Genomic DNA, 15,979 nt, shown 5'->3' on the forward strand with positions numbered 1-15,979 from the left:
GGAAATCCCTTTGAGGTCAACGGAAAACCGCCGCTAACCTGCCCGGATGGAAAACGACGGCCCCCCGGAACTGAAGATCACCACGCTCGCCGAGCGGCCCGAGCTCCGGGACCCGCTGTGGCGGATGCAGGACACCTGGCCGGAGTTCATCCTGAACGACCCCGTCGGCTGGGCGAACATGGGCCGCATCGTTGCCGAGCTGCCCGAGTACGTCCTGGTCGCGACCGACCGCGAAGGTGCCGTCGTGGCAAGGGCGTTCAGCGTTCCGTTCGTGCTGGACACCGACGGCCGACGGGAGCTGCCCGCGACCGGCTGGGACCAGGCGCTGCTGTGGGCGTTCTCCGACCTGCGGCACGGCAGGACCCCGGACACGGTGAGCGCGATCGAGATCACCGTGACGACTGGGCTTCTGGGCCGGGGGATCTCCGCGCTCATGGTGGCCGCGATGCGGGACAACGCCCGCGCGCGCGGCTTCGGCGAACTCGTCGCCCCCGTCAGGCCGAACGCCAAGCACCTCGATCCGGCTGCCCCGATGTCCGAGTACGCGTTCCGTACCCGGGAGCAGGACGGCCTCCCGCAGGATCCCTGGTTGCGCGTCCATGTCCGCGCGGGCGGGATCGTCGAGGCGGTTGCACCGGCGTCCATGACCGTCTCGGGATCGCTCGAGCAGTGGCGCGGCTGGACCGGCCTGCCCTTCGACACGGACGGTCCGGTGGTGGTGCCGGGGGCTCTGGTGCCGGTGCACTGCTCGATCGCGCACGGACACGCCGTGTATGTCGAGCCCAATGTATGGGTGAGGCACAGGCTCTGACGCACGGGGACCGGGGAGACCGCCGCCCCCTCTGCGGCGGTCTCCCCGGTCCCCCGGTTTCCCGGGGCTCGGTGTACGTCCCCGGTGTCCCGGGTCCCCCGGCGTCGGCTGCCGGCCGAGAGTGCCGGGCCTTCAGACCGTCAGGTCCCAGAGGCTCGCGTTGTACGTGAAGCCGGGGCTGACCTCCACGGTCAGGTTCTTGGCGTCGGCGGGGGCGTCGAAGGCCCAGACGACGGTGACCTTCTTACCGGGCAGGACGGTACCGGTGAACGGCTTGCCGACCTCGCCGTCGTAGATCTCCTCGGCCTTGACGCCGTCCTTGCCGGCCCGGGCCTCCGCGGTGACGAGCCCGGCGTCGAACTTCTCCTTGCCGGCGTTCTCGATGACGACAGTGACCTTGTACGCCTTGTTGCCCTTGCTGTGGCCGAGGGCGAACTGTCCCGGCTTGTACGGCTCCGCCTCGGACACCGTGACGGTCAGGTCGTCGTCGTACACGGCCGAGTCGCCGGCCGCCAGCGCCTTCCCGGCCGCGTCCTCGCCGTTCTTCGCCTTCTCCAGGGGCTTGCCGGAGCCGGGCTTCTTCGACGCGGAGCTGCCGGACGTGGCCTTGTTGATCTCGTCGACCGCCTCGCCCACGGCCTTGAACGTGAGGACCGCGCCGACCACCGAGAGGATCATCGCGACCAGACCGAGGATGACGCCGGTGAGGGCGACCCCCTTGTTGGTGGCCTCGCCGCGCTTGACTCTGCCCCGTGCCGAGAAGCCGAGGATCAGCCCGATGAGGCCGAGGATTCCGGCCAGCCAGAAGAAGAACGGGACGAAGCCGGACAGGGTGCCGATGATCCCGAGGATCAGTGCCGCGGTGCCAAGGCCGTTGCGGGCCTGCATCGGCGCCACGGGCGGCTGGGGGAACTGCGGCGGCTGCGTGTACTGGGACATGAATGCCCTCCTGGGGCGTGATGGGGACGGATGCCGCACAGGAGGACCCCCGTGTGGCCGGGGCCGTTCAGCGGCCCCGTGGTGCGGTGGGTCAATAAGAGCAGAGCCTGTGAACCGAGTCAACACAATTCACGGGGAGTTGGTTCACTCACACTGTGAAGTGGGATGTCTTGTGTTCGTCGGTATGCTCGGTTCCACAACCCGGTGTCCCGTCGCGCCGATATGAGCCCGACAGAGAACCCGAAGAGCCGTTGAGGAAACAGGAGGCCGCCCCGTGCCGGAGAACGCAGCAGAGGTGACCGCTGCCGGAATCGCCCGGCTCGCGGGTGTCGGGCGTGCGGCGGTCAGCAACTGGCGGCGTCGGCACGCCGACTTCCCCAAGCCCGTCGGCGGCTCCGAGACCAGCCCGTCCTTCGCGCTCGCGGACGTCGAGCACTGGCTGCGCAGTCAGGGCAAACTCGCGGAAGTGCCGCTCCGGGAGCGGGTCTGGCAGCAGATGTCCGCGCACCCCGACGGTGCGGTCACCGCACTCGTCCACGCCGGCTGTGCCCTGCTGCTCGTACGGGACCGGCCCACCGCCTGGCTGGAGCTCTCGGCCGTCTCCGACCCACGCATGGCGACGATGCTGCCCACGGCCCTGGAGACGGTGCTCAACACCCGGTTCGGGCCGGCGGAGCAGCGTGCCGTACCGACACCCACAACCCCCGCCCTGCGCGGGTCCGTCCCCCTCCTGCGCGGTGTCGCCGAGCTCGCCGCGGAGACCGGCGCACGCCAGGCGTTCGAGTTCCTCGTCGGCCGGCATCTCGACGCCAACCCCCGCCAGTACACGCTCACTCCGCCGGGCCCCGCCGCGCTCATGGCGGCGCTCGCCGGCCCTGCCGGGACCGTCCTCGACCCGGCATGCGGCACCGGTGCGCTGCTCAAGGCCGTTGCGCACCCTGCCGTCCTGTATGCACAGGAGACCGACCCCGATCTCGGCGCGCTCGCGGCGCTGCGGCTCGCCCTGCAGTCCGACGCAGAGGTGCGGGCCCGCACGGGCGACTCCCTGCGCACCGACGCCTTTCCGCAGCTCGCCGCGGACGCCGTGCTCTGCCACCCGCCGTTCAACGAACGCAACTGGGGCCACGACGAACTCGCCTACGACCCCCGCTGGGAGTACGGCTTTCCGGCCCGCACCGAATCCGAGCTGGCCTGGGTGCAGCACGCGCTGGCCCGGCTGCGCCCGGGCGGCACGGCCGTGCTGCTGATGCCGCCCGCGGCCGCGTCCCGCCGCTCCGGCCGGCGCATCCGTGCCGATCTGCTCCGCCGCGGGGCGCTGCGCGCGGTCGTCGCCCTGCCCGCCGGCGCCGCTCCCCCGTACGGGATCACGCTCCATCTCTGGGTGCTGCGCCGCCCGGGCGCCGGTGAACGCCCCGCGCCCGAACTGCTGCTCGTCGACACCGGGGAGCAGGCCGGCGGTGGTGGACGCGACAAACTCGACTGGGGGGCCGTGCAGAGCGCTGTGCTCGGCGCCTGGCAGCCGTTCGACCGCCACGGCACCGTTGCGGAAGAGCCCGGAGTCAGCCGTGCCGTGCCCGTCATCGAACTCCTGGACGACGACGTCGACCTTGCGCCCGCCCGTCACCTTCCGCCACCGGCCGCGGGCGGAGGTGCGGCGGAACTCTCCGGCGTACGGGACCGGCTCACGGACACCCTGCGCCTCACCGGCGACCTCGTCCCGCCGCACGCCGAGTCCGCGACGGCCGGACCGGCCCGCTGGACCGGCACGACGGTCGGCGAACTCGCCCGGGCCGGAGCCCTGGAGCTGCGCGCCGGAGGCACCGGCACCGGCTCGGCACCGGTCCTCACGGAGCACGACGTACTTGCCGGAACGGCGCCGTCCGGGACTCTCCCCGACACGGCCGGCCCCGGTGACGACCCCGTCGAACCCGTCCTGGTGCGGGCCGGTGACGTCGTCGTCCCCGTGCTCGGCGGGGGCACGGCCGTCCGCGTCGTCGACGAGGCCACGGCGGGCGCCGCGCTCGGCCGCAACCTCCAGCTGCTGCGCCCCGACCCGGCCACGCTCGACTCCTGGTTCCTCGCCGGTTTCCTGCGCGGCACCGCGAACAACCGCCAGGCCAGCAGCTACGCCTCGACCGCCACCCGGCTCGATGTCCGCCGTCTCCAGCTGCCCCGACTGCCGCTGGCCGAACAGCAGCGCTACGGGCAACGGTTCCTTGCACTCGCCTCGTTCGAGGACGCGCTGCGCCGCGCAGGGAGGCTCGGGGAGCAGCTGGTGCAGGGGCTGTACGACGGACTGACGGACGGCACTGTCGAGGCGTGAACCTGGGCGCGTAATCTGGCGTGATCAGTTCAACAACGGTTCCGCACAACCAGGGGCGGGCCGTCGGTGTCGGTGTATACGCTCGACTCCTCGTTCGACCTGTCCGTCCCGTACTCGCACTCGTCAGGAGCAGGAATGCACGGCCACGGCTACGCGCCGCCACCGCCAACCGGCCGCGCCAACGGCGGGCAGGTCGCCCTGCGCGTGGTCCTCGTGGCGATGACACTGCTCAGCTGCGGTTTCCTCAGCTGGGCCCCGATGCTCCGGCTCGGGCTCCTCACCGGCAAGCGCCTGCACTGGTGGCTGTTCGGGGTCGTGACCGCCTCCATCGTCGGCATCGTCATCTTCGCGGGAGTGATGGTCCCGGACGACGAGAACACGCCGATGAGCGACCCCGTCGGCTTCACGATGGCCGTCTGGCTGCTCTTCGCCACGGTCGGTGTCGTCACCTACTACCTGGTCGCGGAGATCCGCCACTTCGAACGGCCCGCCGCGCTGCCCGGGGCCCATGTCCCACCGCAGGGCGGAATGACCGGTTACGGCTACCCGCAGGTGGCCCAGCCGCCCGCGCAGACGCCGCCACCCGTCCAGACGCCACCCGTCCAGAATCCGTACGCCCAGCCCGTGCAGCAGCAGTACGCCCCGCCCGCGCCGCAGCCCCCGGTCGGCGACCAGCAGACCCAGCGCCCCGCCCGCATCGACCAGGTCCGCGCCGAGCTCGACGAACTCAGCGACATCCTCCGCAGGGACAAGGACCAGCGGGAGGGCGGCCGGTGAACGGACGGGTCATCGCCGGCCGTTATGAACTCTCCACCGTCATCGGGCAGGGCGGCATGGGCCAGGTCTGGACCGGTTACGACCAGCGGCTCGACCGCCGCGTCGCCGTGAAGCTGCTGCGCCCGGACATGATGGCCGCCGCGACCGCCGCCGACGAGATGCGCCGCCGCTTCGTTCGCGAGTGCCGGGTCACCGCCCAGGTCACCCACCCCGGCCTGGTCATCGTCCATGACGCGGGCAGCGACGGGGACGATCTGTACCTCGTCATGCAGTACATCGAGGGGGCGGACCTCGCCGACCATCTGGCCGAGCACGACCCGTATCCGTGGGAGTGGGCCGTCTCGGTCGCGGCCCAGCTGTGCTCGGTGCTCGGGGCAGTGCATGCGGTGCCCATCGTCCACCGCGACCTCAAGCCGCGGAACGTGATGGTGAAGCCCGACGGCACGGTCACCGTGCTCGACCTCGGCGTGGCCTCCGTCCTCGACACCGACACCACCCGGCTCACGCACACCGGCTCCCCGATCGGCAGCCCCGCCTACATGGCGCCGGAGCAGGCGATGGGCGGTGCCGTCGGCCCGTACACCGATCTGTACGCGCTCGGTGTGCTGCTGCATGAACTCCTCAGCGGAGACGTGCCCTTCGTGGGCTCCACAGCGCTCGGAGTGCTGCACCGCCATCTGTACGAGCCCCCGCTTCCCGTACGGCAGCTGCGTCCCGAGGTGCCCGCCGAGCTCGAGGCGCTCGTACTGCGGCTGCTCTCCAAGGACCCGCAGCACCGCCCGTCCGGCGCGCAGGAGGTCTACGAGCAGCTGGCCCCGCTGCTGCCCGGCCGCGGTGCGCCGGGGGGCTTCCCGGTGAGGAACGTCCCGGGAGGCCCGCTCGACCCGACGCGCCCCTTCCTGCGCCCGCACGCCCCCTGGCCCGACCGCGGAGCCCCGCCGCCGATGCCTCAGCACGCCCCCGCGGCCGTCGCGGTGGAGCGCCCGGACGTCGCCGCTGCCGTCGACGAGGTGAAGCGTCTTCTCGGCGAGGGGAGCATCACCCGGGCCGTGGACATCCTCGGCGGCATCCTCCCGGCCGCGGCGGCCGAGCACGGTGAACACTCACCCGTCGTCAGAATCCTGCGCAAGCAGTACGCGACGACGCTGATGGACGACGGGCAGTACCGCCGGGCCCTGCCGGAGCTGCGCCGGCTCGCCGACGACCGGGCGGCCGAGGCGGGCCTGGCCGATCCGCAGACGCTCCAGTTCCGCTACGACGCCGCGCAGTGCCTGGAGCAACTGGGCGAAACCGCCGCCGCCCTGGCCGAGTACCGCTTGCTCCTGCCGTTCTACGAGAACCAGCACTCGACCGGTGCCGACCAGACCCGGGCGTTCGGCATCCGTCACCGCATCGGGGATCTGCTGCTGGCGATGGGCGACCACACGGCGGGCCACCAGCAGCTGCAGAACCTGCTCTACGACACGGAACGGATGTACGGTCCCGGTCACCCGCAGGCGATCGAGCTGCGGCGGTCACTGGACCGCCAGCGCCAGTTCCGGTCCGGATAGCGGGTCACGGCCCCGGCGGCCGCCCCGGACACTTGGGTGGCCCGGGACCGGGCGGGGTCCGGGCCTCAGCGTGCCGCGCGCAGGAACGCAGTGCCGGCGACCTGACCGGCGAGCTCGAGCCGGGAGCCGCCCGCGAGATGCTCGGTCAGGGCCTCGCCCACGCCCGGCCGGGCGGCGTCGGCGTGGCCGTCGACGACCACGACGGCGCCTTCGGCGGCGAGCTCCTCCGCCCACTCCAGATCGGCGAGGACCGCCTGCGTGGACGGGTCGCCGGCGACGACGATCACCCCGTAGCTGCGGTCGGAGACGGCGGTGCGCACCTCCGGGTCGCCGGAGGTGCCCCGCTGGATGCGGGCCTGCGCACCGGACCGGCTGCCGCACAGCGCCAGATTGGCCCGTACGACGTCCTCGCGGACCAGCGGTTCGGTGCCCGCCAGCGGATCGACGATCGTGAGCCGCGGCTCGGCGCCCGCACGGTGCAGTATGCGCAGCAGCGCGGTTGCGAACAGCCCGTGCCGGGTGCCGATCTCCAGCACGTCCTCGTTCGGCGGCGCCAGCAGCGGAACGGCCGCCAGCTTGCCGCACACCTCGGAGGTGGAGCCCGCGATGCGGCCGACGCCGAGCGCCTCCAGCGCCACCACCGTGCGGTAGGCGACCGTCAGATCGCGCCTGGCGTGGTCCCGGGACGCCCCGGTCACCAGGCACACCTCGCGCACCAGTGTGTCCAGCTGCGTGGCGGTGGGCATCCGGTGGGCGTCCCGCCCGGCGTGGTCGAGCAGCAGCCCGAGCCCGTAGCTCTGACGCCGCAGATCGGCCACTTCGTGGTGGAGCGCGTCGAGATCGGCCTGGATGGAGTTGGTGGCGCGCTCCAGGCGCTGCTCGACCAGCGTGAACGCGGGGCGCAGCACCCGCTTCGCCAGCCGGTTGCTGAGGAGGGAGGGCATGGCCGGGAGCGTACGCCGCACTTCATGCTCCGGGGGCCACGAGCGGGTGCTGTACGGGTGAAGTCTTGGTGGCGTTCCGCCGACGCGCACATGTTCGTGCACGCTCCCATGACGCCGGCGGCACCGCGACCAGACCCAGCACGAGCAGCGCCGCCCCGCCGATCGCCGCTCCGGCCCGCAGGCCCGGCGGCCGGAACGAGCAGTCGACGACGCCGGTCTTCCCGTCGAGCCGGACGGCCACCAGACCGAGATGGTCGTCCGCCGGTCTGCCGTTGCAGCTCCAGCCCGGGATGCGGGGTGCCGCGAGCACCGCGGTCCCGGTCGAGCCCGGCGGAAGTTCGGCCCGTACACCGCTGTCCCTGACCTCGACGGACACCGCACCCGTCGACTTCAAGGCGCCGACGGCCGCGGCGAGTGCGCCCGGGCCGAGGCAGCCCGCGCTCCAGTCGCGCGGCGGGCCGTCCTTGCCGAAGACGATCCCCGACCGCGGTCCTTTCGAGGGGCCCAGCGGGGTCAGCGGAGCACGCCGCTTGGGCATCCCTCCGAGGAGCTTCACCGGCTCTCCGTCGCCGAGCCGTGCCGTACCCGTGTAGTCGGGCGCCCACAGGAAGACGTCGGTGCCGGCGGGACAGGCGCCGTTCGCCGGTTCGCCGTACACCCGGAAGCCGAGCAGGCGTTCCTGGTTGCGGAACGGCGAGTCGCCGTACCGGGGTTCGGAACCAGGCGGACGGACGGTCACCAGCGGCAGCACATCGGCCGCCCTGGCCACCCGTGGCTCCGTGCCGCCGGCCGATCGGATCCGCGCGCCGACCGAGAACACCGCGTCCGTGACCGGGTTGTCCAGGCTCTGCAGATTGCGGCCCCGTGACGTCCACCCCGCACCGAGCGCCGCCATGGTGCGGGTCAGTACCTCGGGAGTGTGACTGCTGTAGTAGCCGCCGCCCTCGCCACCCAGCAGCAACGGATCGTTGCCGGTGAGCTGCTCCCGTCCCGGGTCGGTCCGGTAACGGGGCCAGCCGTCGGCCTGCGCCACCGCGCCGGCCCGTGCGGCGTGGTCCTTGCCCCAGGCCGGATAGTCGTCGAGACGTCCGAGCCGCTGCCGGTCGGCGTAGGCGATGGTGGCCGCCGCCTGCCCGGCCAGGGAGCCGGCGAGGAGGAGCGCCGCGAGCCCGACGTGGTGCTGCCGCCTCGCCAGCACCAGAGCGGTGCCCGCCGCGGCGAGACCCGCCAGGAACAGCGGATACGTCCAGCCCGTCACCAGATCGCCGGCCGCGGCGCCCAGTCCCACGACGGCCAGGATCCCGGTGCCGGCGAGCAGGGCACGCCGCCCCGGCCAGGACTGCGCGACGCAGACCCAGGCCGCGATCACCGCGATCCCGGCGGGGACGAAGGTCTGGCGGTAGGGGCTGCCGTTGGGCGTGGCGAAGAGGTGCCAGGTCAGATGGGTCGGCTCCCAGTGCATCGACAACCCGACCAGCACCGTGAGCGCCGTCCACCACAGGCGTTCGCGCCGAGGCACGGCCCGGTGGAAGGGCAGCGAGCAGACGAGCAGGAGGGCGCCCGTGCCGAGGAACATGGCCGGGGTGAAGAAGCTGTACGTCGCAGGGAGCGTACGGGCGAGGACGTCCGACCAGCCCGCAGGCTCGAACTCCCGGCTCCAGCCCGGGTGGGCGTGCTTCGTGCCCAGGAAGACGGGCAGCAGCACGGGAGCGGCGAGCCCGATGCCGAGCAGTGTGGTCGCGGCGCCCCGTATCAGCACGCGTACCCGGGCGCGCCGCGTCGTCTCCCGGTCCAGCAGCAGCCGCAGCACCAGCACGAGGCCGGCGCCGAGCGTCGCCATGTAGGCGGTGTAGAAGTTCGCGATCCACACCAGCCCAACGGCCGACGGTCCGAGCACCGGACGCCGTCCGGTGCGTGCCCACTCACCGACCAGGCACAGCAGCGGGAAGGCGATCAGCCCGTCGAGCCACATCGTGTTGCAGACGGCCTCGACGACCGACCAGCCGCAGAGCGCGTAGGAGGCCCCGAGGACCGCCGCCGCCCATGAGCGGCCGTTGCCGCGGTGCAGGGTCAGCAGCAGCCAGGTCATGGCCGCCGCGGCCGCGGCCGTCTTCAGCACGGTGATCACGTACACCGCGAGATCGATGTCCTCGCGCGGGAAGAGCCCGACGATCACCGCGAACGGACTGCCCAGGTACGTCCCGAGGTCGGGAAGGAAGCTCGTGCCGTACCCGGACTGCCAGTTGAGCAGCAGCCCGCCTTCGGCCCGCCCGTGCAGCAGGTCCCACAGATGGGCGTGGAACGGTACGAACTGATTGCCCAGGTCATTGACGCTGCGTGTGTTCGGGCCGAAGGGAAAGCTGCGGGCCACCGCGTCACCCGCGCACACGGCCACCGCGGTGAGCAGTGCGGCCAGGGCGGATGCGCGCAGCGACGACGCCCGCCGGGACGGCACCCGCCCGGGGCTCGCCGTCGGACGGCTGCGGGCGGCCCCGTCCCGTATCAGGTCCAAGGTCGTCATGATGCATCGAATATGCCAGCACCAGGTGTGAATTCGATTCGCAGTGGGGCCAGTTCATGCAATGGTCGTCTGAGCGCCATGTGCCGAATCCGCACCGGACACACGGATCGGTTGTTGTTCTTCCGTGCTGATCTCGATTGTTGTCCCATGCTTCAACGAAGAGGAGATCATCGACCGCTTCCATGAGCATGTGACCAAGGAACTCGCGCTGCTCGGCCAGGAATTCGAACTGGTCTATGTGGACGACGGAAGTCATGACCGTACGCTCGGAATCCTCGAGGAGATCGCCGCGGCCGACTCCCGCACCCGTTATGTCTCCTTCAGTCGTAACTTCGGCAAGGAGGCCGCGATGCTGGCCGGACTCCAGCACGCCGACGGCGACGCAGTGGTCATCATGGACGCCGATCTCCAGCATCCGCCCGAGCTGGTGCACCGGATGCTCCGTCTGCACGAGGAGGGATTCGACCAGGTCATCGCGCGGCGCACGCGCAGGGGTGACCGGGTCACCCGTACCGTCACGGCGCGCGCCTACTACTGGCTGATCAACAGACTGGTCGATGTGGAACTCGTCGACGGAGTCGGGGACTTCCGGCTGCTGTCGCGCCGGACCGTGGACGCGATCCTCGGGCTGAGCGAGTACAACCGATTCTCCAAAGGTCTCTTCGCCTGGGTCGGATTCCGCACCACGACGTTCGAGTACGAGAATGCGCTGCGTGAGCAGGGCCGTTCCAAATGGAGCTTCGGAAAGCTGCTCAATTACGGCCTCGACGGGCTGCTCTCCTTCAACAACAAGCCACTGCGGGCGGCCGTCTATCTCGGTCTTCTGCTGCTGTCGGTCGCCATGGCGTACGCCACCTGGATCGTCGGTGTCGCGCTCGTCGACGGAGTGGACACGCCCGGCTATGTCACACTCCTGGTGACGGTGGTCGCTCTCGCCGGCGTTCAGATGGTGATGCTGGGCGTGGTCGGTGAGTACGTCGGCCGTATCTATTACGAGGTGAAGCGCCGCCCGCACTATCTGGTGGCGGCGACCAATGCCGGCCTGCCGCGGCAGCCCCAGCGGGCCGGCCGGGGAGAAGAGCAGGGAGAGCTCGTACGCCGATGACGGTCCAGTGGCAGATGATCCGTTTCGCCCTGGTCGGGGTCGTCAACACGGGTACGTACTACGGCTGCTACCTGGCACTGCTGACGCGGCTGCCCTACATCGCCGCGCATGTCTTCGCGTTCGCGCTGAGCATGACGGGCTCGTTCTTCCTGAACTCGTACTTCACCTACCGCACGCGGCCGACCTGGCGGAAGTTCCTGCTCTTCCCGCTCACCAACGCCGCGAACTTCGTCATCACCACCGGGGGCGTGTGGCTGCTGGTCGACGTGGCGGGCTTCAGTGACCGCTGGTCCCCGCTCGCCGCCGCGGTCGCCGCCATCCCGATCACTTTCCTCGTCTCCCGCACGATCATGCTCCGCCCGGAGCCGGCGCAGGAGAGGCCGCTGCCGCAGGCCGGTGCCCGCCGGTGACGCCCGCCCGCCGGTGATGCTGCTCAGGTGCCGTAGGTGATCCTGACGTCCTTGAACCCGAGGGAACGCAACAGGCCCTCCAGCATCCTCGTGGTGTTCTGCTCCGCCTGGGCGGTCAGGCGGCTGCTCCTGGCGGCGGTCGCGATCCGCTCCGCGGCCAGCCGCTGGACGGCCTGCTCACTGCCCGGATTGTCGGAGAAGAGGTCACCGAGCCGGTCCAGCAGGCCGCGCTGTTTGGAGACGGCGTAGGACCGGTCGGGATCGAGTGCCGGCCTGCCGACGGCGGCGTGCGGGAGACGGATCACGGCGCTGGTGCGGTCCTCGTCGACGGTGACGTCCTCCTTGTCGAGGTTCCCCAGGTCGACGTAGGCGTCCACGGTGCCGGCGCCGATGTACAGCGTCCTGGTGCCCCGCACCGCGTCAGGGAGGTACTTGGTGTCCTTCTCCAGATCCACGACGACCTGGAAATTGCCCGTGGCCGCTTCGTAGCGGCTGATGTCCTGGATGGATTCGAGCAGGGCAGGGCCCGAACGGTCGTGGGTCTCCTCGCCGAGAATGTCCCCGAACGAGGGCAGCAGACTGAAGCGCATGCCCGTGAGCAGCAGTACGACCACGAGGGCGGTGCCGCCCGCCGCCTTCACCCACCACGGCACGGCTGTGCGGGATCTCATGACGATGGACCTCCCTTTCCGTACGGATGCCCGCGCCCACGGGGATCAGGCATGGCGTGCCGCGCGTCGTACCCCCACCCCCTCCCGAATCGTTGACCGAATCAGTGGCCCCGAAGTAGTGGCCTGGGCCACGCCGACTGCCTACCATCGATCACCGCAAGGACTTTGTGCACTGCCGCACAAACCCACCCCACCGGGAGGCCCCTTTGCACCGCCGCCGTCGCACTGCGCTCGCTCTCTCCGCCGCGCTTGTCGCAGCGACCCCTCTGCTCGCCGCCTGCGGGAATGAGGCGCATCCCGGGGCCGCGGCCGTCGTCGGCGGGGACCGGATCGAGGTGGCCTCGCTCCAGTCACAGGTGCAGGACGTGCGGACGGCCCAGGAGGCGGCGCCCGAGTCCGCGCAGTTGATCAAGAACACGGGCCAGCTGGGCAGGGCCAAACTGCACAGCATGATCCTCGACCGGATCCTGGAGAAGGCCGCGAACGAGGCCGGGGTCACGGTCTCACGCAGGGAGGTCCAGGAGGCCCGGGCGGCCGCGGTCCAGCAGTCGGGGGGCGAGGAACAGCTCGCCGCGATGCTGCTGCAGCAGCGCGGGGTGGCACCGGGCCAGATCGACCAGGCGGTACGCGAAGAGGTGCTGCTGACCGAGCTGGCCAAGGCGCTGGGCGCGGACCTCGGTACCCCGCAGGGTCAGCAGAAGGTGGGCACCGCGCTCACCGCGGCGTCGAAGGCTCTCGACATCGATGTGAACCCGCGCTACGGCGCCTGGGACGACACGAAGATCCAGCTCGGCGACTACAAGGCCCCGTGGATCACCCAGGTCACCAAGGAGCCGGATGCGATTCAGGCCGGGGCCTGACCGGCGGCACGGCCGACGTAAGGTCGAGGGGTGAACGCTGAAGCCCCCGTCGAGCCCGGCCGCATCGTCCTGCTCACCGCCAGCCACCGCGTCGCGCCCGGACTGCTGTCCTGGCCGGCATGGCAGGTGCTGCACGCCGCCGACCGGGTGCTGTGCGCGGACGACGGCCACCCGCAGTTGCCCTATCTGAAGGAGGCGGGCGTCGGCGTGGAGACCGCCGCGCCGACCGCGCAGGAGCTGGTGGACGGGTGTGCCGGCGGCCGCACCGTCGTGGTCCTCGCGTCCGGCGAGGGCGACCGGACGCTCACCGACGGACTGGCCCGCATGGCCGGTTCCGGCCGCGTGCAGATGCCCGACCTGGAGCTGCTCCCCGGCTCGTACGACCTGCCGGGCGCCCGCCTGCTCGACCTCGTCCAGGTCATGGACCGCATCCGCCGTGAGTGCCCCTGGTCCTCGCAGCAGACCCACAAGGGCCTCGCCAAGTACGGCATCGAGGAGGCCTACGAGCTGGTCGAGGCGATCGAGGACGGCGACCGCGACGAGCTGCGCGAGGAACTCGGCGACGTACTGCTGCAGGTGGTCTTCCACGCACGCATTGCGCAGGAGGGCGGCGAGGAGGACGGTGCCGAGCCGTTCTCGATCGACGACGTGGCAGGGACGATCGTCGACAAGCTCATCCACCGCCATCCGCACGTCTTCGGCGACGAGCACGCCGAGACCCCCGAGGACGTCAAGGCGCACTGGCTGCGCACGAAGGCCGTGGAGAAGCAGCGGGACTCGGTCACGGACGGCATCCCGCTCGGCCAGCCCGGTCTCGCCCTGGCTGCGAAGCTGGCTTCACGGGTGCGGACGGCAGGGCTCGACGTACGGGTGCCGCCCGGTGACGGCATCGGCTACGAGCTGCTGGGCATGGCGGTACGGGCGGAAGCCGACGGCCACGACCCGGAGGCCGCCCTGCGCGCCGCGGCCCGTGCCTACCGGGATGCGATCCGCGCGGCGGAGGCGACGGCCTGACGGTGGGCCTGCGTCACTCCCGGGGACCTCGCCGCCGGTCGACAGCGGTGAGGTCGACCTCGATCGGATACGGGAGGTCCACCTTGAGCCGGTTGTGGTGGATGCCCGTGACGGCGTACGAGCTCGTGGCGGGGTCGAGCTCGTAGACGTACACCACGGGCAGTCCGTCGCCCTTCTCCACCCGCCAGAAGTGCCGGATGCCGGCCGCCGCGTACTTGCGGGGCTTCAGCTCGCGGTCGCGCTGCACCGATTCGTCCGAGACGATCTCGATGGCGAGCAGGATGTCGGCCGGGGCGTACCAGGTCTGCTCCGACCCACTGAGGGCACCTTCACGCACCACCATGAGATCGGGCTCCGGCCGGTCCCGCTCGCCCAGCTTGGTGGTCATCTCGCGGACGACGTAGAGATGGTCCGGTGCCTGCTGTACGAGTGCGTTCTCCAGCAGGCGCAGAGCGGCCATGTGGAAGAAGGTCTGCGGACTCACGAAGAACAGTCCCCCGTCGATCAGCTCGGTGTGCGGCGGGAGACCCTTGATCCGGTCGAGGTCGTCCGCCGTCCACCCACCGGCGGGCGGCACCGGGAACACGTAAGGCTCCTCCCGGTCGTCCGGTTCTTCCCGCCGGTCTTCGGCTGCGGCACTCATCAGCGCTCCCATGCGACGGAGTCTGGCGCGTACGGTCAGCCTACCCAGGGGGAATGCGGAGAGGTCCGCCGAACGAGTGGGCCGACGGGCCGGGCGCTACCGTCGACGCATGCACGACCAGCCGCCCGCCGTCCCCGACGCCCCCGAGCTCTTCACCTGGGAGTTCGCCACCGATCCCTACCCCGCCTACGCCTGGCTCCGCGAGCACGCCCCCGTGCACCGCACCCGGCTCCCCAGCGGGGTCGAGGCCTGGCTGGTCACCCGGTACGGCGATGCGCGACAGGCACTCGCGGACCAGCGGCTCAGCAAGAATCCCGCACACCACGACGAGCCGGCGCACGCGAAGGGGAAGACGGGCATCCCGGGGGAGCGCAAGGCGGAGCTGATGACGCATCTGCTGAACATCGACCCGCCCGACCACACCCGGCTGCGCAGACTGGTCTCGAAGGCGTTCACCCCGCGCAGGGTGGCCGAATTCGCCCCGCGCGTGCAGGAGCTGACGGACCGGCTCATCGACGGCTTCGCGGACAGGGGGAGCGCCGACCTCATCCATGAATTCGCGTTCCCGCTCCCCATCTACGCCATCTGCGACATGCTCGGCGTCCCGCGCGAGGACCAGGACGACTTCCGGGACTGGGCCGGGATGATGATCCGTCACGGAGGGGGGCCGCGCGGGGGAGTGGCGCGCTCGGTGAAGAAGATGCGGGGCTATCTCGCCGAGCTGATCCACCGCAAGCGCGAGAACGCCGGTGACGACCTCATCTCGGGGCTCATCAAGGCCTCGGACCATGGCGAGCACCTGACCGAGAACGAGGCCGCGGCCATGGCCTTCATCCTTCTCTTCGCGGGTTTCGAGACGACGGTCAACCTCATCGGCAACGGTGTGTACGCACTGCTGCGCCACCCCGAGCAGCGCGCGCGCCTCCAGGCGTCCATCGCCGCCGGGGAGACCGCTCTGCTGGCCACCGGCGTCGAGGAACTCCTCCGCTTCGACGGGCCCGTGGAGCTCGCCACCTGGCGGTTCGCCACCGAACCGCTGACCCTCGGCGGGCAGGACATCGCGGTCGGCGACCCCGTCCTCGTCGTGCTCGCCGCGGCCGACCGGGACCCGGACAGATTCCTCGACCCGGATGTGCTCGACCTCTCCCGACGGGACAACCAGCACCTCGGGTACGGGCACGGCATCCATTACTGCCTCGGGGCACCGCTCGCCAGGCTGGAGGGGCAGACCGCACTGGCGACTCTGCTGACCCGTCTGCCCGACTTGCGACTTGCGACGGATCCTTCCGATTTGCGGTGGCGTGGGGGGCTCATTATGCGTGGATTGCGCACTCTGCCCGTTGAGTTCACACCCCAGAGTTTCTGACGCTCCATCAGAACTGTGACTTTCACGTGATCTCCGCTGCATCGA

Annotated in this window: 14 protein-coding genes; 9 read left to right on the top strand and 5 right to left on the bottom strand. The window is 71.0% G+C overall.

Features of this window, described 5'->3' with window-relative positions:
- The first annotated feature begins 46 nt into the window (after positions 1 to 46).
- Positions 47 to 811 (top strand): N-acetyltransferase, encoded by a 765-nt coding sequence (locus tag AC068D_RS12935; RefSeq protein ID WP_478823017.1) that lies wholly within the window; start codon positions 47 to 49, stop codon positions 809 to 811.
- Between the two features lie 132 nt (positions 812 to 943).
- Here the strand turns inward: AC068D_RS12935 and AC068D_RS12940 are convergent, their stop codons facing one another.
- Complete coding sequence (locus AC068D_RS12940; RefSeq protein WP_478823018.1) at positions 944 to 1,750, bottom strand: DUF4190 domain-containing protein; 807 nt, start codon at positions 1,748 to 1,750, stop codon at positions 944 to 946.
- 274 nt (positions 1,751 to 2,024) lie between these two features.
- Here AC068D_RS12940 and AC068D_RS12945 point away from each other — a divergent pair, with 274 nt between their 5' ends.
- The 3 genes from AC068D_RS12945 to AC068D_RS12955 all read left to right on the top strand — a co-directional run bounded on the left by AC068D_RS12945 (position 2,025) and on the right by AC068D_RS12955 (position 6,400).
- Positions 2,025 to 4,073, top strand: coding sequence for an N-6 DNA methylase (locus AC068D_RS12945; RefSeq protein ID WP_478823019.1), 2,049 nt, complete (start codon positions 2,025 to 2,027; stop codon positions 4,071 to 4,073).
- Between the two features lie 66 nt (positions 4,074 to 4,139).
- Positions 4,140 to 4,850 (top strand): hypothetical protein, encoded by a 711-nt coding sequence (locus AC068D_RS12950; protein WP_478823020.1) that lies wholly within the window; start codon positions 4,140 to 4,142, stop codon positions 4,848 to 4,850.
- Positions 4,847 to 6,400, top strand: a complete 1,554-nt coding sequence (locus AC068D_RS12955; RefSeq protein ID WP_478823021.1) for a protein kinase domain-containing protein — start codon at positions 4,847 to 4,849, stop codon at positions 6,398 to 6,400. The genes AC068D_RS12950 and AC068D_RS12955 overlap by 4 nt, the downstream gene beginning before the upstream one ends.
- Before the next feature lie 65 nt (positions 6,401 to 6,465).
- Here AC068D_RS12955 and AC068D_RS12960 read toward each other — a convergent pair whose 3' ends face one another.
- Positions 6,466 to 7,344: a class I SAM-dependent methyltransferase gene (locus AC068D_RS12960; RefSeq protein ID WP_478823022.1), complete on the bottom strand. Its 879-nt coding sequence runs from the start codon at positions 7,342 to 7,344 to the stop codon at positions 6,466 to 6,468.
- A gap of 22 nt (positions 7,345 to 7,366) precedes the next feature.
- Positions 7,367 to 9,865, bottom strand: a complete 2,499-nt coding sequence (locus AC068D_RS12965; RefSeq protein WP_478823023.1) for a YfhO family protein — start codon at positions 9,863 to 9,865, stop codon at positions 7,367 to 7,369.
- Between the two features lie 124 nt (positions 9,866 to 9,989).
- Between AC068D_RS12965 and AC068D_RS12970 the strand changes: the two genes are divergently transcribed.
- Together AC068D_RS12970 and AC068D_RS12975 are read left to right on the top strand one after the other, a co-directional pair.
- Positions 9,990 to 10,970 carry a glycosyltransferase family 2 protein gene (locus AC068D_RS12970; protein ID WP_478823024.1) on the top strand — a complete coding sequence of 327 codons (981 nt, stop codon included), beginning with the start codon at positions 9,990 to 9,992 and terminating at the stop codon, positions 10,968 to 10,970.
- Positions 10,967 to 11,380, top strand: coding sequence for a GtrA family protein (locus AC068D_RS12975; protein ID WP_478823025.1), 414 nt, complete (start codon positions 10,967 to 10,969; stop codon positions 11,378 to 11,380). The genes AC068D_RS12970 and AC068D_RS12975 overlap by 4 nt, the downstream gene beginning before the upstream one ends.
- Positions 11,381 to 11,403: 23 nt before the next feature.
- Here the strand turns inward: AC068D_RS12975 and AC068D_RS12980 are convergent, their stop codons facing one another.
- Complete coding sequence (locus tag AC068D_RS12980; protein ID WP_478823026.1) at positions 11,404 to 12,051, bottom strand: DUF4230 domain-containing protein; 648 nt, start codon at positions 12,049 to 12,051, stop codon at positions 11,404 to 11,406.
- A gap of 206 nt (positions 12,052 to 12,257) precedes the next feature.
- Here AC068D_RS12980 and AC068D_RS12985 point away from each other — a divergent pair, with 206 nt between their 5' ends.
- Positions 12,258 to 12,911: a SurA N-terminal domain-containing protein gene (locus tag AC068D_RS12985; protein WP_478823027.1), complete on the top strand. Its 654-nt coding sequence runs from the start codon at positions 12,258 to 12,260 to the stop codon at positions 12,909 to 12,911.
- Positions 12,912 to 12,941: 30 nt separating this feature from the next.
- Positions 12,942 to 13,925: a nucleoside triphosphate pyrophosphohydrolase gene (locus AC068D_RS12990; protein WP_478823028.1), complete on the top strand. Its 984-nt coding sequence runs from the start codon at positions 12,942 to 12,944 to the stop codon at positions 13,923 to 13,925.
- Between the two features lie 13 nt (positions 13,926 to 13,938).
- Here AC068D_RS12990 and AC068D_RS12995 read toward each other — a convergent pair whose 3' ends face one another.
- A complete protein-coding gene (locus AC068D_RS12995; RefSeq protein ID WP_478823029.1) occupies positions 13,939 to 14,580 on the bottom strand; it encodes a Uma2 family endonuclease in 642 nt (213 codons plus the stop codon).
- A 97-nt stretch (positions 14,581 to 14,677) separates the two neighbouring features.
- Here AC068D_RS12995 and AC068D_RS13000 point away from each other — a divergent pair, with 97 nt between their 5' ends.
- Positions 14,678 to 15,934: a cytochrome P450 family protein gene (locus AC068D_RS13000; RefSeq protein WP_478823030.1), complete on the top strand. Its 1,257-nt coding sequence runs from the start codon at positions 14,678 to 14,680 to the stop codon at positions 15,932 to 15,934.
- The last annotated feature ends 45 nt before the right edge of the window (positions 15,935 to 15,979 follow it).

It is taken from the genome of Streptomyces sp. NPDC043861 (assembly GCF_056435905.1).